At 40.7% G+C, this 25,095-nt stretch carries 21 protein-coding genes and 2 tRNA genes; 17 read left to right on the top strand and 6 right to left on the bottom strand.

The window, feature by feature from the left end; translation table 11 throughout:
* Positions 1 to 3 precede the first annotated feature (3 nt).
* The 6 genes from nhaD (at position 4) to IL356_RS19445 (ending at position 4,804) form a co-directional block, all read left to right on the top strand.
* A complete protein-coding gene (gene nhaD, locus IL356_RS19470; RefSeq protein ID WP_121847839.1) occupies positions 4 to 1,371 on the top strand; it encodes a sodium:proton antiporter NhaD in 1,368 nt (455 codons plus the stop codon).
* A 51-nt stretch (positions 1,372 to 1,422) separates the two neighbouring features.
* Complete coding sequence (locus IL356_RS19465) at positions 1,423 to 2,115, top strand: MotA/TolQ/ExbB proton channel family protein (protein ID WP_121847840.1); 693 nt, start codon at positions 1,423 to 1,425, stop codon at positions 2,113 to 2,115.
* A gap of 9 nt (positions 2,116 to 2,124) precedes the next feature.
* On the top strand, positions 2,125 to 2,511 hold the full coding sequence (locus IL356_RS19460) for an ExbD/TolR family protein (protein ID WP_013992279.1): 387 nt from the start codon (positions 2,125 to 2,127) through the stop codon (positions 2,509 to 2,511).
* Complete coding sequence (locus tag IL356_RS19455) at positions 2,511 to 3,461, top strand: energy transducer TonB (protein ID WP_121847841.1); 951 nt, start codon at positions 2,511 to 2,513, stop codon at positions 3,459 to 3,461. Before IL356_RS19460 ends, IL356_RS19455 begins: the two co-directional genes overlap by 1 nt.
* The gene (locus tag IL356_RS19450) at positions 3,458 to 4,669 is read left to right on the top strand and encodes a bifunctional folylpolyglutamate synthase/dihydrofolate synthase (protein ID WP_121847842.1); all 1,212 of its coding nucleotides are present in this window, start codon (positions 3,458 to 3,460) and stop codon (positions 4,667 to 4,669) included. The genes IL356_RS19455 and IL356_RS19450 overlap by 4 nt, the downstream gene beginning before the upstream one ends.
* A gap of 60 nt (positions 4,670 to 4,729) precedes the next feature.
* A tRNA-Val gene (locus IL356_RS19445) sits at positions 4,730 to 4,804 on the top strand.
* 100 nt (positions 4,805 to 4,904) lie between these two features.
* On the opposite strand, the gene IL356_RS19440 is transcribed toward IL356_RS19445, so the two are convergent.
* Positions 4,905 to 5,963 carry an NHL repeat-containing protein gene (locus IL356_RS19440; protein ID WP_121847843.1) on the bottom strand — a complete coding sequence of 353 codons (1,059 nt, stop codon included), beginning with the start codon at positions 5,961 to 5,963 and terminating at the stop codon, positions 4,905 to 4,907.
* Positions 5,964 to 6,168: 205 nt separating this feature from the next.
* On the opposite strand from IL356_RS19440, the gene IL356_RS19435 reads away from it, so the two are divergent.
* A tRNA-Val gene (locus IL356_RS19435) sits at positions 6,169 to 6,243 on the top strand.
* Between the two features lie 9 nt (positions 6,244 to 6,252).
* On the opposite strand, the gene IL356_RS19430 is transcribed toward IL356_RS19435, so the two are convergent.
* Positions 6,253 to 7,530, bottom strand: a complete 1,278-nt coding sequence (locus IL356_RS19430) for a UDP-N-acetylmuramoyl-tripeptide--D-alanyl-D-alanine ligase (RefSeq protein ID WP_121847844.1) — start codon at positions 7,528 to 7,530, stop codon at positions 6,253 to 6,255.
* Positions 7,531 to 7,601: 71 nt separating this feature from the next.
* The gene (gldJ, locus tag IL356_RS19425) at positions 7,602 to 9,269 is read right to left on the bottom strand and encodes a gliding motility lipoprotein GldJ (protein WP_121847845.1); all 1,668 of its coding nucleotides are present in this window, start codon (positions 9,267 to 9,269) and stop codon (positions 7,602 to 7,604) included.
* A gap of 478 nt (positions 9,270 to 9,747) precedes the next feature.
* On the opposite strand from gldJ, the gene porV reads away from it, so the two are divergent.
* From porV to IL356_RS19395, 6 genes are all read left to right on the top strand, one after another.
* On the top strand, positions 9,748 to 10,899 hold the full coding sequence (porV, locus tag IL356_RS19420; RefSeq protein WP_121847846.1) for a type IX secretion system outer membrane channel protein PorV: 1,152 nt from the start codon (positions 9,748 to 9,750) through the stop codon (positions 10,897 to 10,899).
* A gap of 66 nt (positions 10,900 to 10,965) precedes the next feature.
* Positions 10,966 to 11,451, top strand: a complete 486-nt coding sequence (locus IL356_RS19415; RefSeq protein WP_121847847.1) for a cytidine deaminase — start codon at positions 10,966 to 10,968, stop codon at positions 11,449 to 11,451.
* Between the two features lie 212 nt (positions 11,452 to 11,663).
* Positions 11,664 to 12,659, top strand: coding sequence for a pyruvate dehydrogenase (acetyl-transferring) E1 component subunit alpha (gene pdhA, locus IL356_RS19410; protein ID WP_121847848.1), 996 nt, complete (start codon positions 11,664 to 11,666; stop codon positions 12,657 to 12,659).
* Between the two features lie 10 nt (positions 12,660 to 12,669).
* A complete protein-coding gene (locus IL356_RS19405) occupies positions 12,670 to 14,307 on the top strand; it encodes a pyruvate dehydrogenase complex dihydrolipoamide acetyltransferase (protein WP_121847849.1) in 1,638 nt (545 codons plus the stop codon).
* Between the two features lie 86 nt (positions 14,308 to 14,393).
* Positions 14,394 to 15,440: a M28 family metallopeptidase gene (locus IL356_RS19400; protein ID WP_121847850.1), complete on the top strand. Its 1,047-nt coding sequence runs from the start codon at positions 14,394 to 14,396 to the stop codon at positions 15,438 to 15,440.
* Complete coding sequence (locus IL356_RS19395; protein WP_121847851.1) at positions 15,440 to 16,120, top strand: SDR family NAD(P)-dependent oxidoreductase; 681 nt, start codon at positions 15,440 to 15,442, stop codon at positions 16,118 to 16,120. The genes IL356_RS19400 and IL356_RS19395 overlap by 1 nt, the downstream gene beginning before the upstream one ends.
* Before the next feature lie 8 nt (positions 16,121 to 16,128).
* Here the strand turns inward: IL356_RS19395 and eutB are convergent, their stop codons facing one another.
* Complete coding sequence (gene eutB, locus IL356_RS19390) at positions 16,129 to 18,447, bottom strand: ethanolamine ammonia-lyase subunit EutB (RefSeq protein ID WP_121847852.1); 2,319 nt, start codon at positions 18,445 to 18,447, stop codon at positions 16,129 to 16,131.
* Between the two features lie 118 nt (positions 18,448 to 18,565).
* Here eutB and IL356_RS19385 point away from each other — a divergent pair, with 118 nt between their 5' ends.
* The 3 genes from IL356_RS19385 to IL356_RS19375 all read left to right on the top strand — a co-directional run bounded on the left by IL356_RS19385 (position 18,566) and on the right by IL356_RS19375 (position 21,823).
* Positions 18,566 to 19,168, top strand: a complete 603-nt coding sequence (locus tag IL356_RS19385; RefSeq protein WP_121847853.1) for a SprT-like domain-containing protein — start codon at positions 18,566 to 18,568, stop codon at positions 19,166 to 19,168.
* A 99-nt stretch (positions 19,169 to 19,267) separates the two neighbouring features.
* The gene (locus IL356_RS19380; protein ID WP_121850607.1) at positions 19,268 to 20,347 is read left to right on the top strand and encodes a mannose-1-phosphate guanylyltransferase; all 1,080 of its coding nucleotides are present in this window, start codon (positions 19,268 to 19,270) and stop codon (positions 20,345 to 20,347) included.
* A gap of 3 nt (positions 20,348 to 20,350) precedes the next feature.
* Positions 20,351 to 21,823 carry a DUF389 domain-containing protein gene (locus IL356_RS19375; RefSeq protein WP_121847854.1) on the top strand — a complete coding sequence of 491 codons (1,473 nt, stop codon included), beginning with the start codon at positions 20,351 to 20,353 and terminating at the stop codon, positions 21,821 to 21,823.
* On the opposite strand, the gene IL356_RS19370 is transcribed toward IL356_RS19375, so the two are convergent.
* Positions 21,820 to 22,587, bottom strand: a complete 768-nt coding sequence (locus IL356_RS19370; RefSeq protein WP_121847855.1) for an ABC transporter ATP-binding protein — start codon at positions 22,585 to 22,587, stop codon at positions 21,820 to 21,822. The two genes, IL356_RS19375 and IL356_RS19370, sit on opposite strands and share 4 nt — an antisense overlap.
* The gene (locus tag IL356_RS19365; RefSeq protein ID WP_121847856.1) at positions 22,587 to 23,324 is read right to left on the bottom strand and encodes an MlaE family ABC transporter permease; all 738 of its coding nucleotides are present in this window, start codon (positions 23,322 to 23,324) and stop codon (positions 22,587 to 22,589) included. The genes IL356_RS19370 and IL356_RS19365 overlap by 1 nt, the downstream gene beginning before the upstream one ends.
* 109 nt (positions 23,325 to 23,433) lie before the next feature.
* On the opposite strand from IL356_RS19365, the gene pafA reads away from it, so the two are divergent.
* Positions 23,434 to 25,092, top strand: a complete 1,659-nt coding sequence (gene pafA, locus IL356_RS19360) for an alkaline phosphatase PafA (RefSeq protein WP_121847857.1) — start codon at positions 23,434 to 23,436, stop codon at positions 25,090 to 25,092.
* Positions 25,093 to 25,095 lie beyond the last annotated feature (3 nt).

Here is a 25,095-nt window from a genome sequence, read left to right as displayed (position 1 = left end):
AACATGGAGACAATTATCATCATTGTATTTATTGTAGGTTATCTGGCGATAACCATGGAACATAACCTAAAAATCGACAAGCTTATTCCTGCATTGGCAATGATGGCCATTCTATGGGCAGTAATCGCTTTGGCCCATATGGATGTTTTTGAGGTGAACACGGCTTTAAAAGAGCTGGAACCCACCCATATCGATGAAATTTTACTTCATCATTTAGGTAAAACAGCAGAGATTCTCGTGTTTCTCTTGGGGGCGATGACCATTGTTGAAATCATAGATTATTTCGATGGTTTTGCCACAATTAAAGGCTATATAAAGACCAAAAGCAAGAGAAAACTGTTATGGCTGTTCTCTATTTTGGCATTTATTCTTTCGGCAATTATTGACAACCTGACCGCGACCATCGTTTTGATTACCATCTTGCAAAAAGTGGTCAAAGAAAGAGAAACTCGTTTATGGTTTGCAGGTTTGATTATAATCGCTGCAAACGCTGGTGGTGCCTGGTCACCCATTGGTGATGTTACTACTACCATGTTATGGATCGGTAATAAGGTAACCGCCCCGCTTTTGGTCGAGCACGTATTGGTCCCTTCAATTATTTGTATGGTTTTGCCCGTTTTATTGGCTAGTAGATATAAAGCTTTCAGCGGAACTATAGAAATGGATTCTGAAGCTGATGAAGCACCGAAATCAAAATTTGGTTCTACTATGTTATACCTTGGCTTAGGGGCAATTGTATTTGTGCCATTTTTTAAGACGATTACACATTTGCCTCCTTATGTGGGTATGATGTTGTCTCTTGCCGTGGTAGCGACCTTTGCCGAGATTTACAGTAGCTCTAAATTTAGCTTGTCTACCGTAGATGGTGAAGGCCATGATACGGCAGGTCACCACAGTCCTGTTCACGCTTCCCTTTCTAAGATTGAGATGCCAAGTATACTTTTCTTCCTTGGTATTTTATTGGCTGTTGCCGCCTTAGAATCGTTGGGAATGTTGTTCCATTTTGCTGAAAGCCTTGAAAGTAACCTACCAATGTTGGGTACCGAATCAGCTGGCGAACTAGTTTCCGATTTAGTGGTTTTGATTCTTGGTATCGGGTCTGCGGTTATTGATAACGTTCCTTTGGTGGCTGCCAGTATGGGTATGTTCTCTGTTCCTATTGATGATCCTGTTTGGCACTTTATCGCTTATTCAGCTGGTACAGGTGGTAGTATGTTGATTATCGGTTCTGCTGCCGGTGTTGTTGCTATGGGTATGGAAAAAATTGATTTTTTCTGGTATCTAAAGAAAATCACTTGGTTGGCCTTTGTAGGTTTTATTGGTGGTGCGGTAGCTTTTGCCTTGATAAGAAATTTTGTGCTACACGGATAATTTAATCGACAAAATACCGTTATAGAGGCAACTGTAATAACTAAGAATACTATGATGCTATTTCAAGATGTGGCGCAAGACCCCGCTGTGGGCGATGTGATGTCTGAGGAAAAAACACTTTCTGTAATCGATCTTATCTTCAATGGTGGTACGGGAAGCGTGTTGATAATCACGGTACTTTTCATTCTTCTATTTGTGGCTTTGTACATTTATTTCGAGCGTCTGTTTGCGATAAAGGCTGCATCAAAGATTGATAAGAACTTCATGAACCAAATACGTGACCATGTTACCAATGGTAAGTTAGAAGCTGCCAAGTTGCTATGTGCACAAACCGATTCTCCGGTTGCAAGGCTGACCGAAAAGGGGGTTTCTCGTATAGGCAAACCTCTTGACGATATTAATACCGCCATTGAAAATGCCGGTACCTTAGAGGTTTATAAGTTAGAGAAAAACGTTAGCATTTTGGCAACTGTTGCCGGTGCGGCACCGATGATTGGGTTTTTAGGAACCGTTATTGGTATGATTTTGGCATTCCATGAAATGGCTACCAGTGGTGGCCAAGCTGAAATGGGTTCATTGGCATCAGGTATTTATACGGCGATGACAACCACCGTAGCAGGTCTTATAGTAGGTATTATCGCTTATATAGGTTATAATCACCTGGTCAATAGAACCGATAAGGTGGTGCATAAAATGGAAGCGAATGCAGTAGAATTCTTGGATTTGCTGAACGAACCGTTATAATCTCAGAAAATGAAATTAAAGGGTAGAAATAAGGTCAGTCCAGATTTTAGCATGTCTTCTATGACAGATATCGTGTTTCTGTTGTTGATATTTTTCATGCTAACTGCCAATTCACCTAACGCATTGGATTTGTTGTTGCCAAAGGCAAAGGGCAAATCTACCAATACGCAGAATGTTTCCGTAAGTATTGATAAGAACTTACAGTATTTTGTCAACAATGAACGGATCAACGGAGAATACATTGAAATTGAACTAAAAAAAGCACTTGAGGGACAGGATAAGCCTACTATTATTTTAAGAGCGGAAGAAAGCGTGGCCATAAAAGAGGCAGTAAACGTTATGGATATCGCCAATAGAAATAATTACAAGGTAATCTTGGCCGTGCGCCCCAATTAATGTCATTTCTAGACACGAGACACAAGAAAAAATCTTTCACGCTTACTACCTTTCTACTAAGCGTGCTTCTTCTTGTTATGTTTTATATCGGCCTAACTTATATGGATCCTCCAGAAGAGAACGGGATCACCGTTAATTTTGGAACAATGGAGTTTGGTAGCGGAAATGTACAGCCTAAAGAACCTGTACGTTCCGAACCTTTAGATACGCCCCCTGTAGAACCGACCCAGCAAGAGCAAGCGGTAGAGGAAGAAGTTGTTGAAGAGGAAGTGCCAGAAGAAGTACCTGAGGAAGTTGTTGCCGAGGAAGCCCCATCCGAAAAGGTGCTAACTCAAGAAAACGAAGAGTCTATTCGTATAAAGAAAGCCCAGGAGGCAAAAAGAAAGGCCGAGGAAGCCGAGCGTTTGGCCAAGAAAAAAGCGGCAGAAGCTGAGGAGCGAAAAAAGGCCGAAGCTGAAAGGGTAGCCCGAGAGAAAAGAGAAGCCGAAGAGCGAGCCAGGCAAGAACAAGAAGCTAAAAAGAAGAAACTTGATGAACTGATAGGAGGTATCAGTAAGTCAGAGGGTACGGCTTCGGGTAGCGAAGGTGATGACAGTAGGGCAGGTGATAAAGGCCAGCCCGGAGGTGATCCCTATGCCACGAGTTACTACGGTGCTCCCGGTTCTGGTAGTGGTACAGGAGGGTATGGTTTAAACGGTAGATCTTTAGTCAGTAAAGGCCAGGTCAAACAAGATTGTAACGAAGAAGGTAGGGTAGTGGTTAAAATCGTGGTAGACCGTAATGGTAATGTAGTGAGCGCTACTCCCGGGGTCAAGGGAACCACAAATAACAGTCCGTGCCTATTGGATCCTGCAAAGAAAACAGCCTTTAAGCATAAGTGGAACTTAGATTCCAATGCGCCGAGCCAGCAAGTTGGCTTTGTTGTCGTGAACTTTAAATTGGGAGAGTGACCTATCAGGAAACTTTGGATTGGATGTTTGCCCAACTTCCAATGTACCAACAACAAGGCGCAAAGGCTTTCAGCGGTAAACTTGATGGAATAATTGCTTTTTCCGAACATCTGGGCGATCCCCATAAGAGATTTAAAATTATTCACGTAGCCGGTACGAACGGAAAAGGTTCAAGTAGTCACATGCTGGCCTCTATTCTTCAAGAGGCAGGTTATAAGGTGGGGCTTTATACTTCTCCACATTTAAAAGATTTTCGAGAGCGAATTCGAATTAACGGAAACCCCATTCCAAAAAATACTGTCATTGATTTCATTGAAGCCAATAAGTCCTTTTTTGAAAAAAGACATTTGTCTTTCTTTGAAATGACCGTAGGTATGGCGTTTGAACATTTTGCAGATGAGCAAGTCGATATAGCGATAATTGAAGTTGGATTGGGCGGGAGATTGGATTCAACTAACATAATTACTCCTGAAGTATCCCTTATCACCAATATCGGTTTGGATCATACTGACATGTTAGGAGATACGCTTGAAAAAATCGCTTATGAGAAGGGCGGTATTATTAAGGAAAAGGTGCCAGTAGTAATCAGTGAATTTCAAGAAGAGACCGTTGATGTTTTTAAACGATTGGCTGACGAGCGCAATGCCCAAATTTATTTTGCGGAAGACCGATCTTACAATAATTACGAAGTTGCTTTATTGGGAGATTATCAAGCAAAGAATATTAAGGGGGTGCTGGGCGTAATTAATTTGTTGCATGATTTTGATGTGAAGGAAGAACACATCAAAAACGGACTCAAAAATGTCATTTCTAATACCGGTCTAATGGGGCGTTGGCAAAAGCTGAACGACCGACCAATGGTAATTTGTGATACGGCCCATAATAAAGAAGGCTTGGCATTGATTGTCAGGCAAATTTCTAAACAAAAGTACCGTAACCTGCATATGGTAATAGGCTTTGTAAAGGGAAAGGATTTAAACGCCATTTTGCCTTTGTTGCCTCAGAAAGCCATGTACTATTGGTGTAGACCTAATTTGGAAAGAGGCTTGCCTGTAGAGGTGTTAGAGGCTAAAGCAAGCCAATTTGGATTAAACGGTACTGCTTTTAACTCTGTTAGGGCAGCTTACACCGAGGCTTTAAGTTCTGCGGAAAATGTTGATTTTGTGTACGTTGGTGGAAGCACTTTTACAGTGGCTGAAATACTTTAAATTTTATTTTCATTTTTCTTTGGGAGTAAATAAAAGAATTCTATATTTGCACACCTTTTCGGGCAATTAGCTCAGTTGGTTCAGAGCACCTCGTTTACACCGAGGGGGTCGGGGGTTCGAATCCCTCATTGCCCACGAAAAAAACCAGACTTAAAAAATCTGGTTTTTTTATTTCTATTCATTAAGTTTTTAGGTTCTGTGTGTCTTCAAAACGGAATAAATTTCCTGAAAGAACCTAAACTCTTGTTAGTTTAATGGGGTAGGTTTTACCTGAATTCCATTGGGGAACATAAAGATTTCCATCGTCATCTACTAAAACATCATGGGGGTTTCTAAAGGTCTTACCATCATAGGTAGGCTCTTTGAGGGTTCCAGAACTGTAATCGGGCGCACTTCCGCCAGGTAGCGATATAATTTTATTGTCGCCATCCAAGACGGCTATCATGCCATCATAGCTGTCCCATGTTTTTGTAACGATAACAGCAAAATAGATATTCCCATTTTTTATTACAGGCCTGCATATAGAGCACCCAGGCAGCTTTATGGTTTCAATATGTTTTCCGTCTAAAGTGAACCTTTTAAATTCTTGACTGGCCCTTGAGGTTATTAATAAAGTAGGGTTGGCTTTATCGCGAGTATCTAAGGTGATACCATGACAACAGTTAAACTGGTCTTCGCCTGTACCTTTGCCTCCAAAGTGTCTTAAATAATTACCTTTGGCATCATAATGAATAATATAGTTCTCACCATAGCCATCTGCAATATAAAATTCTCCATTTGGTAAAATAGCCGTTTCGGTTGGCTTAAATTGTTCGTCGCTGGTATAGCCATCAACCTCTTTTGGTCTATTTAAGGTCATAAGAATTTTACCGTCAATGGTGGTTTTAGTGACCTTATGGGTGTCTGGGTCGGTGATAAAAAGAAATTGATCAGAATTTTCTCCCATTATCGATAACCCATGAGCACCAGGAAATTCAGTGCCCCATGATTCAAGAACCTTTCCTGATTTGTCATAAACTAAAACATTATTGTTATTGGCACCTGTGGTGGTCATTAGTATACGACCTTTACTATCCATCACCATTTCGTGACAGTCGTTTACGGGAATTTTAGAGGGGTCTTGAATGCCCCACTCTTTGTCTACGTTATATTTGAAGTCTCCGTGGCCGACCATTTCTTTTTTGTTGTTTTTAGTAATGATTCCGAAGGTGTTGATAGGTGTTATGAGACTCGCACTTGAAGCAAGGGTGGTCGTTTTGATAAAGTCTCTTCTTGAGTTTTGATTTTGGTTCATTGTGTTTCGCTTGGTGCAATTGATATCTTATAAAAATACTTTATTTAAATCACAACTTTGAGGAATTGTAAATTTTTGATTGTGAAAATTAAAGATGTCTATGAATTTGGATCTTTGTTTTGTAGAAAGTTTTAGCCGTGCATAATTAGGATTAAATTTTCATTTTCTTAATCCGAAATAAGTTTTACCTTTGCCCAACTTTTTTGGGTTATTAGCTCAGTTGGTTTAGAGCGCTGCCTTGACAGGGCAGAGGTCACTGGTTCGAATCCAGTATAACCCACTATCTTTTCTAAAAAAGGTTTAAAATGCGCTCAAGAGCCATACCTCTAGAACCTTTAATCAAAATTAAACTGTTTTTTTCTAAAGAAATATTCTTCCAATCTTCCGATAGAGAGTCGAAAGAGGAATACTTGGTCAGGGAAGTCTTCGTTTTGCCAAAATTCTTACCTATTAGATAGGTTTGATTAAAGTTCATCTTAGCGGCTAAATCGGCTATGTTCTGATGCTCTTTACCTGCCGTTTCCCCAAGCTCGAACATGTCTCCAAGAAAAAGTACTTTGTTCGCAGCGGGCATCTGTTCAAAATTTTCCAAGGCCGCTTGCATGCTGGTAGGGTTTGCATTATAGGCGTCTAAAACAATTTTATGTCCACCCTTTTCTAGTATTTGTGATCGATTGTTCTTTGGGGTGTATTCTGCGATAGCCTCTTGTATGCTGCTGGTAGGTATATTAAAGAATTTGCCAATTATGGTAGCAGCGGCACAATTAGTGAAATTGTACTTTCCGATTAACCGGCTCGAAACTTCTGTATCGTCAAATCTGAAGCTTACAAAAGGGTCGGCATTTAAAAAAGTGATAGGATAGAACTCAGAATTATGTTGACTAAAACCATATTTCTTAATATAACTACCTAACTTTTCAATTTGAATGGGGTCATCTGCATTTAGAAAAATTGATTTTTCGTTAGCTATTAGAAAATCATAGAGTTCGCTTTTTCCTTTAATGATGCCTTCTACGCTTCCAAAACCTTCGAGGTGTGCTTTGCCAAAATTTGTAATGTATCCGAAATCGGGCTCGGCTATAGAACAGAGAAAGGCTATTTCTTCTTGATGGTTGGCTCCCATTTCAACTACGGCTATCTCAGTCTCATCGGTAATTCTTAACAATGTCAAAGGAACCCCGATATGATTGTTAAGATTGCCATTGGTAGCAATAGTCTTGTACTTTTTTGAAAGAACAGCATTGATGAGCTCTTTGGTAGTAGTTTTACCATTGGATCCGGTTAAGGATATAACCTTTGCAGTACAATGGTTTCTATGATATCGAGCAAGCTCCTGCAAGGTCTTGAGAACATCGTTTACGAGAATGTGTTTTTCTGTTGTGGCATACTCAGATTCGTCTACTACGGCAAGTCTCGCTCCTTTTTTTAAGGCTTCTTCGGCATAGGCATTACCATTAAAATTATCACCCTTCAGGGCAAAGAAAATACAGCCTTCTGAAATTTTTCTCGTGTCGGTAGAAACTATGGTGTTCTCTAGAAAATGCTGGTGCAGTTGTTCAATATTCATGAAGATAAAAGTATAAAAAAAGTCCCGGTAAAAAATTACTCGGGACTCTCTCTGAATTCAATATTTTGATATTATCTCACCTTTTTTCCTCTAGGTGTTTTGTTCTTTGTTTTTGATTTAGAACCTACTCTAGACATCGCACATCGGAAACCTATATAATCGGTAGCCATGTATTGTGGCAAGTATCTTCTTTGGGCAGGATCTAGCCAATAAGCCCTATCTCTCCAAGATCCTCCTTTGTAAACCCTAACTTCATCATTTATTAAGGTAGTTCTGTTGTTTGATTTGTCGTACTGACGAATAAGCTGGCCAGCTGAATCGCGCTCAACTTTGTGCTTTGGAGAATTGTACATCTTCTTGGTGTCTTCTTCCTCTTCTTCGTCGCTGAACCTATCGAAGAACCTAGATGATCCTGGATCTCCGTCACGATAACCTCTGTTGTCGCTGGTAGAGAAATTGGTTCTTAAATACGTTTCTTCTTCACCAACGGGAACCATTGCTATCTCACCTGGTAGATTTACGGCAACTACTTTTCCATTAGGTAATGTGTCGTATACGATAGAATCACGTAACACGTTAACTTTTCCATCTTCACCTATAGCGGTTTTCATATAGATATTACCACGGTAGTAGTTGAAGTCGCTAATTTCGTCATCAACAATTGGGCGATAAACATCGGCAACCCACTCGGCAACGTTACCGGCCATGTCATAAAGACCCAAATCGTTAGGTTTGTAAGACATTACTTGTGCAGTGATATCGGCTCCGTCATCTGACCAGCCTGCTATACCGCCGTAATCACCTTTACCTTGCTTAAAGTTGGCCAATTGATCACCTCTACCGACTCTTTGCCCGTTTCTGGTGTAATCACCATCCCAAGGGTATTTCTTTCTACCCCTGTAGTTGTTGTATTCTCTATTACCTTGGTTGGCCTGGGCAGCATATTCCCATTCAGTTTCGGTAGGTAGTCGGTATTCTGGCATGATGATACCGCTACTTCTTTTGGCATATGCATTAACACTATCTTTCTTCATTTTACCTTGAAGAGAATCGATTTGGCCATTATAAACAGACTCAGGTCTGTTCAGATAAGCCTCGGTGCTAAAAGTTCCGGCTGTTTCTCCTGTTGCAGCCTTGTATTTGGCGTCTTCTGCTAAATATCCTTCACGCTCAAGCATGATTTCGTTTACTCGGTCGGTTCTCCACTCGGCAAATTGCGTAGCCTGGATCCAATTGACACCAACTACAGGATACTCCGCATAGGCAGGGTGTCTTAAGTAGTTGTTGGTCATGGTCTCATTGAAACCAAGTCGGTTTCTCCAAACCAAAGTATCGGGTAAAGCCCCGGTGTAAATATTTGCGTACTGCGGATTTTCCGGAGGATAAACACTCTTTAAATAATCAAGATACTCAAGGTACATTACGTTGGTAACCTCCGTTTCATCCATATAAAAAGACTGAACGTGCTGAGAGGTTGGCGTGTTGTTCCAGTCGTGCATAACATCGTCTTGCACCTTACCTTTTGTAAAGGTTCCTCCTTCTATAAATACAAGACCAGGAGCAGTTTCTTGCTCCTTAAAATCGGTGTTATATTGGAAACCTCCTTCTTTTGCGTTTATTTTCCAACCTGTGGCTCGCGACACGTTTTTGGAAGATCCGGAATTTTTACAGCTGGTAACCGTAAAACTTCCTGCAACCACTGCACAAGAAAGTACAACTTTGATAACCTGTTTCTTCATAATTAGGACTTGAGTTCAAATGGTCCGTCTACTGATTGGTGTAGGTGGATATTTGTATTTTGATTAATTTTTTAGTCTTAACTTTCGGCATATAAAACGGTGTTTTGTGCATATTATTTTATAGCTAAAAGATTATTTTTGATATCGTTCGGTGCATATATTTTTCAATATACATCGGCCCTCTAAAAAGCATAACGACGTATTTGTTGATATAGTATAGCTTATGTTTTTCTTTTGCAAATTTACGGGGCCTAAAGACTACTTGTCAAGCTTCATTTTGAAATTTATAGTGTGGTTTGGTCGATGTTTTTAGTATCTGGCCTATAAATACCGAAAATTAATTGCTTACTATATAAGATATTGCTTAATTGATCGTTTACATGTACGACATCTAATTGATAATATTGATTACGCGCACGCGTAATTTTAGTATTCCCTAAAAGAAAAAAGACCGACTTTAAATTAGCTTATTTTCAAAATGAAAAAATTTTCAATACTAGTTTTACTCGTAATTGCCGGAAGATTATCAGCACAAGAGGCCAGCGATAGAGTAATTACCACAGCTGTGCCATTTTTAAATATAGCAGCTGATGCCAGGGCCGCAGGTATGGGTGATATGGGTGTAGCAACATCTGCAGATGCCTTTGCCCAGCAATGGAACCCGGCCAAGTTTGCTTTTGCGGAAAGACAAATGGGTGTTGGTTTAGGTTATACGCCTTATTTGAGCAATACAGTATCTGGTATCGGACTTTTAAATGCCAGTTATTTCAATAAAATCAATGAGCAAAGTGCATTTGCCGTAGGGTTGAGATATTTCACTTTAGGGGAAATTGAACTGCGCCAGACTTACGATGATCAAGGCACTATCGTAAAGCCTAACGAATTGGCTTTGGATGGATCTTATTCCTTAAAATTGAGTCCTACTTTCTCGATGGCAGTAGGCGGGCGCTATATACGTTCGAACCTCAAATTTCAGGCCGATGCCAATGTCGATTCTAAACCTGGTAGCACTTTTGCCGTTGACGTAGCGGGTTTTTACCGATCCAGGGAAATTGCCTATAACCGTTTCGACGGAAGATGGAGAGGTGGTTTTAATATTTCGAACCTTGGTGGAAAGATTGCCTACGATGAAAATGGGCAGAAGAATTTTATACCGGCCAACTTGCGATTAGGTCTCGGATTCGATTTCATCTTGGATCAAGACAATGTTATAGGTCTAACGACAGAATTCAATAAGTTGTTAGTGCCTACACCACAAGATTTTGATGATGATGGTGATTTAGATGCCGCCGATAACGATGAGTATCAAGATATAGGTTTTTTAAGTGGTGTGTTCAAGTCTTTTGGAGATGCTCCTGATGGTTTTGGTGAAGAGCTCAAAGAAATGACATGGGCTTTGGGTGCAGAGTATGTTTACCAAGATGCATTCATGTTCAGAACCGGGTATTTTAATGAAAGTGATGTAAAGGGTTTTAGAAAGTATTTTACCCTCGGCGCCGGCTTTAAGTTCCGTTCGGCCCAAATCGACTTGTCTTATTTATTCTCAACCTCAAGAATTACCAACCCGGTCGAGAATACATTGCGCTTTTCCCTAACATTTAATTTAGGGGATGAGTATTATAATGACTAAAAACTACAGTAATATTGTATAACAACCTGCGAAAGCAGGTTTTTGTCTTTTCTGGCTATATTAAGTATGCGCAGACATAAAATAGAATTTGAGCTTTCGATTTTCGATTCGCTAGAAGAGCTTCCAACAGAAGAACGTCGACTGATGATTATGGCGGTAGATGCGCGAGGCATGGCTTATGCACCTTACTCGCAATTCAATGTGGGGGCGGCACTTCTTTTAGATACCGGTGAGATAATCAAAGGTAATAATCAGGAAAACGCCAGTTATCCTTCTGGGCTGTGCGCAGAAAGGGTTGCCATATTTAGTGCTGGTGCCAATCACCCCAACGCCATTATAAAGGCTATAGCCATCACTGCTGCTTCTGAAAAAATAAAGGTTGGATCGCCTGTAGCGCCCTGTGGTAATTGCAGGCAATCGATTAAAGAATATGAAGTGAAGCAGGGTTCTCCTATCAAGCTCCTTTTAATGGGGGAGAGAGGCGAGGTGTATAAATGCGAATCTGTTGCCGATATTTTGCCCTTAGGCTTTGATAGTTCTTATCTGGGCTGAATTCTTTTCTCTCTTTTACGCCTATTTTGAAGGTGATTATTTACATTTTTATTAGGCTTGTTTTACGACGCGATTTGCCAAGGTAAATTATGGGTAACCTTTTGTGTCAATTTTTTTCAACTAATAATTTAATATGTATTTTTGTTTTTCTTGTCGTTCCGGTAGATTTTCGGAATACCAAGATGTATCGGAATCCTAATTAAAAAGCATCAATGAAAAAAATTACCAAAGAAGTATATCTTAAATGGTATGAAGATATGTTGTTTTGGCGCAAGTTCGAGGATAAGCTGGCGCAAGTATACATTCAACAAAAAGTAAGGGGTTTTTTGCACCTTTATAACGGCCAAGAAGCCGTTTTGGCGGGTTCTCTTCACGCCATGGACCTTACCAAAGACCGTATGATCACCGCTTATCGAAATCACGTTCAGCCAATTGGTATGGGTGTCGATCCTAAGGCTGTTATGGCCGAACTGTATGGCAAGGTGACCGGTACATCAAAAGGTATGGGTGGATCAATGCACATATTTTCAAAAGAGCATCGTTTTCATGGTGGTCACGGTATAGTAGGTGGCCAGATTCCATTAGGTGCCGGCATGGCATTTGGTGATAAATATTTTGGGAGAGATAATGTAACCCTATGTTATATGGGTGATGGTGCGGTTAGACAGGGGTCTTTTCATGAAGCAATGAACCTTGCGATGCTTTGGCAGCTGCCTGTAGTGTTCATTTGTGAAAATAACGGTTACGCTATGGGTACTTCTGTGGCAAGAACTTCTCACTCCACAGAAATCTGGAAATTAGGTCTAGGTTATGAAATGCCTTGTGGCCCTGTTGACGGAATGAATCCAGTGACTGTTGCCCAAGAGGTCAGTAAAGCGATAGAAAGAGCGCGAACCGGTGGTGGGCCAACTTTCTTAGAAATGAAAACTTATCGCTATAGGGGTCATTCGATGTCTGATGCGCAGCATTATAGAACTAAAGAAGAGGTACAGGAATATCAAAAGATAGATCCAATCACCCAAGTTCTAGATATTATCAAAGAAAATAAATACGCAACTGACGACGAGATAAAAGAAATTGATGCCGATGTCAAAAAGAGGGTGGCCGAATGCGAGAAATTTGCAGACGAATCCGATTTCCCTCCAGTACAACAGCTGTACGACATGGTCTATGAAGAGGAAGATGTTCCCTTTGTTCAACATAAATAATTTTAGGTAAATGGCAGAGATAATTAACATGCCCCGATTGAGCGATACCATGGAAGAAGGTACCGTGGCCAAGTGGTTAAAGAGTGTTGGCGATAAGGTTGAAGAGGGCGATATATTGGCTGAAATCGAGACGGATAAGGCCACAATGGAGTTCGAGTCTTTTTATGAAGGAACATTGCTTCATATCGGAATCGAGGAAGGCGATGGTGCCCCTGTAGACTCGTTGTTGGCAATCATTGGTGAAGAAGGTGAAGATATTTCTTCTTTATTAAATGGAGGAGGAAGTAAAAGTTCTGAAGAGAAGCCTGAAGCAAAAGAAGAAGATTCTGATGATTCCGAACCTGAAAGTGATGAAGATGATACGAATGAAGCCGCAGAGATACCGGAAGGCGTTGAGGTGGTGAAAATGCCTCGCTTAAGTGATACCATGGAGGAAGGTACTGTTGCCTCATGGTTGAAAAAAGTAGGTGATAAGGTAGAAGAAGGTGAAATTTTGGCCGAAATAGAGACCGATAAGGCCACTATGGAATTCGAGTCATTTTACTCTGGTACACTTTTATATATAGGTATTCAAGAAGGGGAATCTTCACCTGTTGATGCAGTTTTGGCCGTTATAGGCCCGGAAGGAACAGACGTTGATGCCGTACTTAATAGCAAACCCTCTTCTGGTAAGAAAGAGAAAAAGTCTGAAGAGCCTAAGAAGGAGGAAGCCAAAGAGGCTACAAAAGAAGAAGCTAAGCCGGTAAATGATGGCAAACGTATTTTTGCTTCTCCTTTGGCCAAAAAGATGGCAGCCGATAAAGGGATAGATTTGTCGGAAGTATCAGGTTCCGGTGATAACGGCAGAATCATTAAGAAAGATATTGAGAACTTTACCCCTGCTGCTAAGTCAGAAGCACCTAAAGCTACCGAGACAGCAGCTTCTAGTAGTAAACCTGCCGCGCCTATCAATTTACCTGTCGGCGAGGAAGGCACCGAAGAGGTGAAAAACTCTCAAATGCGTAAGGTTATTGCGAAGAGATTGTCCGAATCGAAATTTTCGGCACCGCATTATTATCTTACTATTGAAGTTGATATGGATAATGCAATGGCTTCAAGAAAACAAATTAATGAATTGCCGGATATTAAAGTATCCTTCAACGATATGGTTGTTAAAGCTTGTGCCATGGCGCTTAAAAAGCATCCGCAAGTAAACACAACTTGGAATGGCGATACTACGCGTTACAACCATCATGTTCACATTGGTGTAGCTGTAGCTGTTGAAGATGGTTTGGTAGTACCTGTACTTAAGTTTAGTGACCAGTTGTCCCTATCACAAATAGGTGGTGCGGTCAAAGATTTGGCAGGTAGGGCACGTAATAAAAAGTTGACGCCTGCCGAAATGGAAGGTAGTACCTTTACCGTTTCGAACTTAGGTATGTTCGGTATTTCAGAATTTACCTCGATTATCAATCAGCCGAATTCCGCAATATTGTCCGTAGGAGCCATCGTGCAAAAGCCAGTGGTGAAAGAAGGGCAGATTGTAGTAGGCAATACAATGAAAGTAACATTGGCCTGTGACCATAGAACAGTAGATGGTGCCACTGGTGCCCAGTTCTTGCACACCTTGAGGTCTTATCTTGAGAATCCGGTAACTATGCTTGCTTAGATTATCAGAAAAATTATGTAATATGGGCATCTCGATTATTTCGAGATGCCTTTTTTAATTTCTAAATTGTAGCCAAAACAAATTATATGAGAAACGCTATCCTCTTATCTATAGGCCTGTTGGTAATGGCCTGTGGTTCAACTAAGGTTGATGAATCCGTGACCCTTCAAAGTGAAGATGCGGTAAAGTTTGATCGCAGCCTAATGCAAATACCTCAAAAACCGAGTGATATTGGCATAGCTGAAGCCGCTGCTGGGGTACAAGGTCAATTTACCAACGCCGGAAAAATTGGGGATATAATGAATTTTCTTGCTTCTGATGAGCTAGAAGGTCGAGATACAGGTAGTGAGGGAATTGAAAAGGCGGCGGATTTTATTGAAAATGTATTCAAAACCAACGGTATTCAGCCTTATTTTGAAGGCTATAGAGACAATCTAACCAATTTTGACATGCCCGCGTACAATATGGTAGGGTGGATTGAGGGTAATGACCCTTCTCTAAAAAATGAATTTATCATTATTGGTGCCCATTACGATCACATAGGTGTAATTGAAGCTGAGAATGGCGATAGCATAGCCAACGGTGCTAACGATAATGCTACCGGAACTACAGTTGTTTTGGAGTTGGCTCGGTATTTTGGTCAAAAGAAAAACAATAAGCGAAGTATCATTTTTGCACTTTTTAGTGCTGAAGAAAAAGGACTCTTGGGGTCGAAACATTTGGCGAATAGGTTGAAAGAAAAAAATCTTCAACTTTATGCCATGTTGAATTATGAGATGGTAGGGGTGCCATTGCAGGGTAAAGAGCATCTTACCTATTTGACAGGTTACGAGCAATCGAACCTGGCCGAGGTGGCCAATGGTTACTCAGATATAGAGTTTACCGGGTTCCTTCCCAAGGCAAAAGAGTTCAATCTTTTCAAGCGTTCAGACAATTACCCGTTTCATGAAGCTTTTGGCGTGCCGTCACAAACCTTCAGTACATTCGATTTTACCAATTTCAATCATTATCATAAAGTGGGTGATGAGGTCTCTGAAATGGATTTTGCCCATATGGCCAATGTGGTCAATAAAAGTATTCCTGTCATTACAGGAATTACCAATGCTCCGTCTAAAGAAATAAAATATAATTAATGGCCCATATTATTGTCACCGGTACCAGTAGGGGTATTGGTTTTGAGTTGGTAAAGCTATTGGCGGATGATGGCCATCAAGTTTTGGCCTTATCAAGAAACTCTGGCCCTGTCTCAGGCCTGGAACACGAAAATATCACGAGCTTACCTTTTGATCTCTCTCGGGCCAATGATTTTTTGGTTTTGCGTGATTTCCTAACAGGAGAATGGAGCAAAGTAGACGTGCTTATCAATAATGCAGGTAGTCTTTTGAATAAGCCGTTTTTGGAAATTACATCGGAAGAGTTTGAAGAAGTGTACAGGGTAAATGTTTTTGGAGTGGCTGAAATTACCAAAACAGTTCTTCCGAAGATGGCCGATACAGGTCATGTGGTCACCATTAGTTCAATGGGAGGTGTTCAAGGTAGCATGAAATTTCCTGGACTTTCCGCTTATAGCTCTAGCAAGGGAGCGGTGATAACATTGACCGAACTGTGGGCCGAAGAATTCAAGGAAACGGGTCCGTCGTTCAATGTACTTGCCTTGGGGGCTGTTCAAACCGAAATGCTCGAAGAGGCTTTTCCTGGGTATCAGGCGCCTACCACGGCCCTTGAAATGGCCGGTTACATCAAGCAATTTGCGTTAACCGGACATCGATTTTACAATGGTAAAATGCTTCAGGTAAGCAATAGTACGCCTTAATAATATTTCTATATTACAGTAAAGAGCCTGTCAAGAATATGTAAGGTTTGTTGTGTCGCTTTTTCTGGTGTGAGTGAGGTATCCGAGATTCCTGATACTACCTTGGTGATATTATGGTCGACGTAACCGTTTTGAGACCAAAATTCTACGGGAGCGGCTGTAAGGTACGCCGAAAAGTTATGATGCCCAGAACCTGGCCTTTCACCAATAATGTGTACGATACCTTTATTGACCGTTTTGTTTTTGTAATTTCCATAGAGTGTTTCACCACATGCATAACCGGCACGTACGCGACCATGTTTAATGACAATATTCTGGTCGCTAACGGTATACCCTTTGTTTCTTAGTTCAGCCTTTAATTGATTGAGGTAAGGCATTAAATGTCCATCGTCCATTAAAGCTCGTGCGTTCAGCCCGTCGGAAATAATGAATTGGATGTCTGGCGGACTCTCAGACCAGCTATCCCGAAGCGTTTTTAGTCGTTCGAGGGCTTGAGCACCTAATTTTTCTCCAGATTCAGGATGGTAAACATAATCTTTTCGGTCAGTTGAGTTGGTGATAATTGGTAGGGCTGCGGGTATCGATTTTACGAAATCATCTGTCATGTTCGTCCAAAGGCTGACCTTGGCATCCTCATAGAGCCATTTTATCTGTTTTTCCAATTCAGGTTCTAAATTCCAAATTTCCTTTCCATGACCTTTTGCTAAGGGCACACCTCTTTCGTTGATTCTTGTAATAATGTTCTCACCTTCCTCATAAATTATCGCTTTGTCTCGTGTGTCACCTTTTGCCAAACAATACTGATAATAAACCCAAATGGGGTCTCCGAAGTGGTCAGTCGGTTGACCATTGTTATCTATAACTTCAATTTTTTTGAAAAAACTCCACATGGCATCGTTCACTTTATAACCAAACTTTTCACGAATACGTACATGGTCGCTGAAAGAAGTGGTCAAATAGCTTAACATTGGGTCGTTCTTCGTGGGCAAAGCCATAAGATATGCTGGGTTGGCGGGCATTATATGGTCAATACACCAATCTAGGTCTTCGAGACTTACATCCATATGAAGTGTAGAACAGATATCTAGACCGATGGTAAGACCGTGCAGCTTGCCCATAATCGTATCTTCTAGGCAGCAACGAACCAATTGCTCTTTGGTCTTGAACACCTCGGGACCTATAAAACCGGCCACGTCGTTCACATGAACCCAAGGCTCACTATTATCTTGTCTATCTTTTAGTAATTGTTGGTTGAGGGCCCTTAGAAATCCATATTTTCTTGATTCATGTAAAACCATATCAAAGCCGGCACCATGACCATTGGTAAAGTCGGCACCTTGACCTGTTTCAGCGTACAGTGCATAGGCGCCTTTTCTATTTCGAACATGATTCTGCATTTTCTCTATGCTCAAGTCGAAAGTATGGTTGGCACTTACCGTGCCCGCCAAGCTTTGAAACCAAATACCGGTAGTGCCGGGTTGTATTTTCTCAACTTCGGCTTGCACATCTATATGAGATAAAACACAATTTGGTATCGTATTTTCAAGTTTGAATACCTGAAGAGTCTCAAAAAGGGCCTTTTCGATTTGGGCCACCGATTCTACCTCACTACTGACAGGGTTGGTACCCAAAACAAGATCGCCTACCGCATAAGACCATGCGTCAAAAACTTGCCATATAATGTCTTCAGTATTGTCGGTTGGTGAATTGGGCTGCACCCTCGCACTTAAATATCCCTTGCTGCCAATATTGCTGTTCGAAAGAGGATTGAATACCTTTTGCCCGACCTGAATAAGCTCTTCGTTGGTCATCAGCTTAACCAAGCAACCGATACAATCGCTTGTCAGTTCTGGCATGATGGTCTTTATTTTCTCTTCCGGTTGGTTTAAAACAAAGGCCTTTAAATCCTTCATAGCCCAATCAGAGGTAATGTCGGCTTTCGTAGTGGTCGCTTCAATCAGGCCGTAGATTTCATCCGTAAATACCGATTTAGTTCTTAAATCTGCTATTTTGGTATTGGTCAGTAGTTGGCGGGCTCTTTCTCTCGTAGTTTCGTCTACTGCAGCAATACCTAAACTGGCATCCCCTTCTTTGAAGGCATTGGCGGCACCGAGTATTTGGCGGTACAAGGTGATGTCGAATTTGTCATTTACCCTTTTTATATACGAAAAAATGGATTCAGATTTTTTTATGGCTTCGATGCGTACCCCTTCCGATAACTCTAGTTCTTTATGAGAATTACTTATGCCATTTTTTGGCCAAAGAACGGCCGTGGCGCCTAGAAGCCCCATTTTATTTAAAAAATCTTTTCTGCTGATGTTTTCCATAGGGCAATTTGCTTATAATCCGATTCATTTCGCTACATACCCCCAAGTTAAAGATTTTTCAGCAAGGCTATAATTGTGATAACCATAAATTAAAGTACTTCTCTTACTTTTGTTGAACGTGCATCAAGTTTTAAAGAAATATCTACCGGAAAGGGCGGTCGCTTCCTGTTTTGAATTGATTCAAAAGACAGGGGTGCATCTTAAAATAGTCAATGAGCGGGTAACCCGCCATGGCGATTATAGAAGAATGCCCGATGGCAGACATCAAATAACTGTTAATGCTACATTGAATAAATATCGCTTTCTGATTACCTTGATTCATGAAATAGCACATCTAATCGCTTTCCAGAAGTATGGAAGAATGATAAAACCCCATGGGCTGGAATGGAAACGAACTTTTCAATATTTGATGTTACCATTTATTCGGCCGGAGATTTTCCCCAATCAATTGTTGCCCTTATTGGCAAATCATTTTAAAAATCCGAAAGCAAGTAGTAGTACAGATGCGAAACTATCTATAGCTTTACAGCAATATGATTTGCAACAATCAGATAAATCTTACGTTTTTGAATTACCTTTAGGTAGCGTGTTTCGCCTTTATAATGGTAAGCTTTATAAGAAAGGCAATAAACGCGTCAAACGTTATGAATGCATAGAAGTGGCCACAGGTAGAATGTATTTGTTTCAACCGAATGCAGAGGTAGAGCTAGTAAATGTTTGAATTAGTAGTGTAGTTTAGGTGTTTGCACCTATAAATTTTGTAAATAACAATAATAATCAGGGCATAGATTATGTTCGCGTGCCCTTAACTCTTAAAAAAATGAATAAGAATTATTATGCCGTACTCATGGCCGGTGGTGTTGGATCTCGTTTTTGGCCTATAAGTACATCATCTTATCCAAAACAGTTTCATGATATGCTGGGTACCGGCGATACGCTTATACAGAAAACCTTTAAGAGGTTGAACAAGTTTGTACCCACAGAGAACATTCTTATTTTGACAAACGAGAGTTATAATGATCTGGTCTTAGAGCAGTTGCCAATGGTAAAGCAAGACCAAGTAGTTTTAGAGCCGGCAATGCGAAATACCGCACCTTGTATTTTATACGCTGCTTTGAAAATTCAGAAAATGAACCCCGACGGGGTAATGATTGTGGCGCCAAGCGATCATTGGATTGAAGACGAAGAAGCTTTTGCTGAAGATGTCACCACTTGCTTTAAAAAGTGTGAAGAAGAAGAGGTTCTTTGTACATTGGGTATAAAACCATCTTTTCCAAACACGGGTTTTGGGTATATAGAATTCGATAAGAATAGCGGTGCAGGATTGAAAAAAGTGAATCAATTTCGTGAAAAACCTGATTACGAAACGGCAAAGGAATTTTTGGCTCAAGGAAATTTTTTATGGAATGCAGGTATTTTTATGTGGAGTGTGAAGACCATAGTGAACGCCTTTAAAAATTACCAACCGAAACAGTTTGAGTTATTTGAGGCCGGTAATTCTTGCTATAACACGGTTGATGAAAAAGAGTTTATCAAAGAGAACTATCCAAAAGCAGAAAATATTTCTATTGATTATGCCATTTTAGAGAACTCGAAATCAATTTATGTGCTGCCCGCCACGTTTGATTGGAACGATTTAGGCACTTGGGGATCCCTTTATGATAAGTTAGATAAAGATGAGTCGCAAAATGCCGTGGTCAATAGTAAGGTCATTTCAGATGAGGCTTCGGGCAATATGATCAGATCGCCTAAAGGCAAAGTAGTTGTTGTCGACGGTCTTAAAGATTATATCATAGTTGATAAAGAAGAAGTATTGTTGATATACCCTAAAGCAAAAGAACAAGATATTAAAAAGGTACTGGCCAAGGTTAAAGATACATTTGGTGACACCTATGCATAGTTTATGAGCCAGAACTTGAATCAAGATAATATTACCCCAACAGAGGAGCCAAAGGAGAGTGCCGAGGCCATCAAAAAAGATGCAAAGGGTCTTTGGGAAAGTCTTCGCAAGTTTTTTCGAGAACTTCTTGACATACGAACCAATACAGATCAAGAAACTACTAAAGAGGCAATTATCGCCGATATACCTTTTAAGGGGCATACGTCATGGATTTTGATTTGCTCCATCTTTATAGCTTCCATTGGGTTGAATGCCAACTCGACAGCGGTCGTTATCGGAGCGATGTTAATTTCCCCGCTTATGGGCCCTATTTTAGGATTGGGAATGTCTTTGGCTATCAACGATATCGATACGTTACGCCGTTCATTGAAGAATTTTGGGGTAATGGTGGGTCTAAGTGTACTCACTGCTTATCTATTTTTTAAGTTTTTTCCCATACAAGACGAATCGTCTGAGCTATTGGCTAGAACGGCTCCGGATATTCGAGATGTTTTAATTGCATTTTTTGGCGGATTGGCCCTCGTCATTGCACGTGCTAAAAAAGGTACTATTGCGAGCGTTATCTTCGGTGTGGCTATTGCCACAGCTTTGATGCCTCCGTTATGTACGGTCGGTTTTGGTCTGGCTATCGGAAACCTTGGTTACGCTTTTGGGGCGCTCTACCTATTCATTATCAACACTATATTTATAGCACTGGCTACATTTTTGACCATTAAGCTTCTTCGATTCCCGATGGTTCGTTATGCCAACTCGGCCAAGCGTAGAAGAATTGCCAGAATAGCTTCGGTGGTCGCAATTTTGGTTATGGTACCAGCCGGATGGACCTTCTACAAGGTGTTTCAAGAGTCTATATTTAAAAAGCAGGCTACCGAGTTTGTCAACGAAACCATAGCGAAATATCAATTTGTTGGAGGAGGAAGATTTCTGGATAATTTTACCACTATTGAGTATAATGAAGGTGAGAACCCCATGATAGAGGTCGTGTGCATGGGTAATGAGACCATTCCGCCAAATATCATTGCATCATGGAATACCATGCTAAAGGAAGACGATGATTACCCCCGTTTACGTAATACTGAGTTACATGTCATACAGGGAGGTCAAAACGATCAGGTAGATCAACTAAGGTACATTAACGAATTATACGAGTCTCAAAAAAACCAGATTTCAAGTAAAGATGAGCGTATCGCACTTTTGGAAGCTGAGGTCGGTAGGTTAAGGCGAGCTGAGACCAAACAAATTCCTTTTATGGATATTAGTGCAGAGGCGAGGGCCAGCTACGAAAATTTAGTTTCCCTTGAATATGATCGAGCGTTCAAAACAAACTTCAATAAGGTAGATACCCTTTCGATTTTCGAAACAACTTGGAAAGAAGGATTGTCGCCCGCTAAAAAGGCGGAAGAAAACAAGAAAATTCTTCAGTGGCTAAAAGTAAGATTAAAGGATACGACGGTTCAGCTGAGAAACGCAAATTAATTGCGTTCTTCTAAATACATCTGACGTACCTTTTTGAACAGGTCAGAAGAGTAGACGAAATTAGTAACAGCTTCATTTTCAGTTTTAAAAATATCTTTATTGGTGCCCTCCCAGGCTTTGAGACCATCTTTTAAAAAGATGATTTTTTTGCCGATTTCCATCACCGAGTTCATATCATGAGTGTTAATGATGGTCGTAATGTCGTATTCTTCTGTAATCTCTTGAATCAGGTTGTCAATAACAATAGCTGTTTTGGGATCAAGCCCGGAGTTGGGTTCATCGCAAAATAGATATTTGGGATTCATTACAATGGCACGCGCGATGGCCACCCTCTTTTGCATACCACCCGATATTTCAGAAGGAAATTTATGATGGGCATCCACCAAATTCACTCTTTTCAAAACAAAATCGACACGGTCTTGCATTTCAGATTTCGATTGTTTGGTAAACATTTCTAAAGGGAACCGAACATTACCCTCGACCGTCATGGAGTCGAAAAGCGCACTTCCTTGAAAAACCATTCCCATTTCTTGTCGAAGGTTTCGTCTTTCGTCACCGGTAAGTTTTCCATAAGCCTTTCCATCGTAACTAATGGTGCCTTGTTCGGGTTCATGCAAACCAAGCAAGCATTTTAAAAAAACGGTTTTTCCCGATCCACTTTGCCCAATGATCAGATTGGTTTGCCCTTTGTTAAAGGTGGTAGAAATTCCTTTAAGAATATGGGCGTTGCCAAACGATTTGTGAATGTTGTCTACTTCAATCATTAGCCTAACAAAAGTTGGGTTAGAATTCCGTTCAATATGACGATGACAATACTCGTCCACACAAAACTGGTGGTACTGGCCTTACCTACATCTAAAGCACCACCTTTCATGTAAAAACCATGAAAGGAGGGTATGGTTGCCAAAACGAATGCAAATACTAAAGTCTTTATAAAAGCATAGGTGACGTGAAAAGGCATAAAATCCAGAGTGAGTCCCTCAGCAAAATCGGCACTTGTACTATGGCCCCCAAAAGTTGCGGCCATCCATCCTCCTAAAATACCTACGAACATAGAGACTGCTATGATGAAAGGATACATAAGCAGGGCAACGATTTTCGGAAAAACCAGATAATTTAGGGCGTTTACCCCCATGACCTCTAGGGCATCAATCTGCTCGGTCACACGCATAGTACCAATACTTGATGTGATGTACGACCCCACTTTACCTGCCATAATTATGGAGCAAAAGGTAGGGGCAAATTCAAGTATAATAGATTGTCGAGTAGCGAAACCGACCAAGTTTTTAGGTATGAGTTCACTGGTGATATTGAGCGCGGTTTGAATGGCCACGACCCCACCAATGAAAAATGATATAAAGATGAGAATGCCTAAAGAGCCAAAGATCAGCTCGTCAATCTCTTTTAAAATCAATGACCTCATGATACGCCACTTGGTAGGTTTTTTAAATACCTCTTTTATCATTATGGCGTAGCTGCCAATTGATGCTACGTAGTTCATGTACACAAATGGTTTCTATGCGTAAAAATAGCAATAAGGAATTGATTTAACCTGTATTTAAACTTTAAAGGGGTAATTTCTTTACTTTTGCCCCTATTAAATTTTTAGTATGCCCAAAACATTCCAAACACCACGTTTTTTAACCATTTTAAGCTTTTTATTAGTACTAAATGCTCAAGGCCAGCGTAAGCAAAAAGAAGAGTCGATAGAGCCAAAGACAACTCCAAAACTGGTTGTGGGCATCATAGTCGATCAGATGCGCTACGATTATATAACCCGATTCTGGAACCACTACGGTGAAGACGGTTTTAAAAGATTTGTGCAAAAGGGATTCAACAGCAAGAACCACCATTATAATTATGCTCCTACGAGCACAGGCCCAGGGCACACCTCGGTATATACAGGTACCACGCCTGCGATGCATGGTATCATCGGTAATAATTGGTATGACAAAGAGAGCGACAGTTCAGTCTATTGCGCTTCAGATACCACCCAAACATCGGTTGGCACTGATTCAGATGCCGGCAAGATGTCTCCTCATCGCATGAACGTGACTACCATTACAGACGAATTAAGGCTTCACACACAAATGCGTGGCAAGACGATTGCCGTGGCATTAAAAGATAGGGGCGCAGTGCTTCCCGGGGGGCATACGGCCAATGCCGCCTATTGGTTTGATGCCGGTAAATGGATTACCAGTAGTTATTACATGAATTCGTTACCAAAATGGGTCGACGATTTAAACTCTTCAAATTACTTGGAGAAATATAAAAAGCCTTGGGAGACCTTGAAAAAAATCGGTGAGTACGCTGAGAGCGGAACCGATAACAATGCCTATGAAGGTCTTTTTGATGGTGAAACTACACCCGTCTTTCCTCACGATCTTCCTAAGTTGTGGGACAAAAATGGGGGCTATAACCTCTTAAAATCTACCCCTTACGGTAATACCATTACCACCGATTTTGCTATTGAGGCTTTGGAAAAAGAAAGCTTAGGAGCTGATAATGTTACTGATTTTCTAGCTGTAAGTTTCTCAAGTACCGACTATGTCGGGCATATGTTCGGAGTAAACTCCAAAGAAATTCAAGATACATACTTACGGCTAGATGAAGATTTAGCGCGATTGTTCAAAGAGCTTGACAAAAGAGTAGGTAAAGAAGATTATACGGTATTTCTAAGTGCCGATCATGCTGCTATCGAGGTGCCAGCTTACTTGATTGACCAAAAGATACCTGCAGGATATGTAGAATGGAAGGATATACGAAAAGACTTCGATAAGTTTATCGAGTTTACTTATGGCACCAAAGACTTGATCAAAAGCTTTTCTAACTATCAGTTTTTTCTGAACCATGAGGTTATCAAGAATTTAGAACTGAACCTTCAGGAAGTACAGGAAACCTTGGCCAAAGAATTATTGAGTTATGACGGTATTGACCGTACCTATACCGCCTATCAAATGTGGCAGAATAATTATACCCAAGGTATACCATATATTTTGCAAAATGGGTATAACCAAAAAAGATCAGGAGATATTTTGGTGGTATTGAAACCGGCTACTATTAGTTATTCAAAAACAGGTTCTACTCATGGGTCGCCACAGATTTATGATACCCATGTACCCTTTCTATTGTATGGCAAAGGCGTAAAAAAAGGTAGTACGGTTGAGCGAACCGAAATAGATGATATTGCGCCGACCATAGCGGCATTGCTTGGTATTTCGTTCCCTAACGGAACAACCGGTACGCCCGTATACCAAGCGTTAGAGTAATTA

The sequence above is a fragment of the Euzebyella marina genome (assembly GCF_014855515.1).
GTDB classification, from domain to species: Bacteria; Bacteroidota; Bacteroidia; order Flavobacteriales; family Flavobacteriaceae; genus Euzebyella; species Euzebyella marina.
The sequence above is the reverse complement of the archived record's forward strand: the minus strand, read 5'-3'. Positions and strand labels throughout refer to the sequence as shown.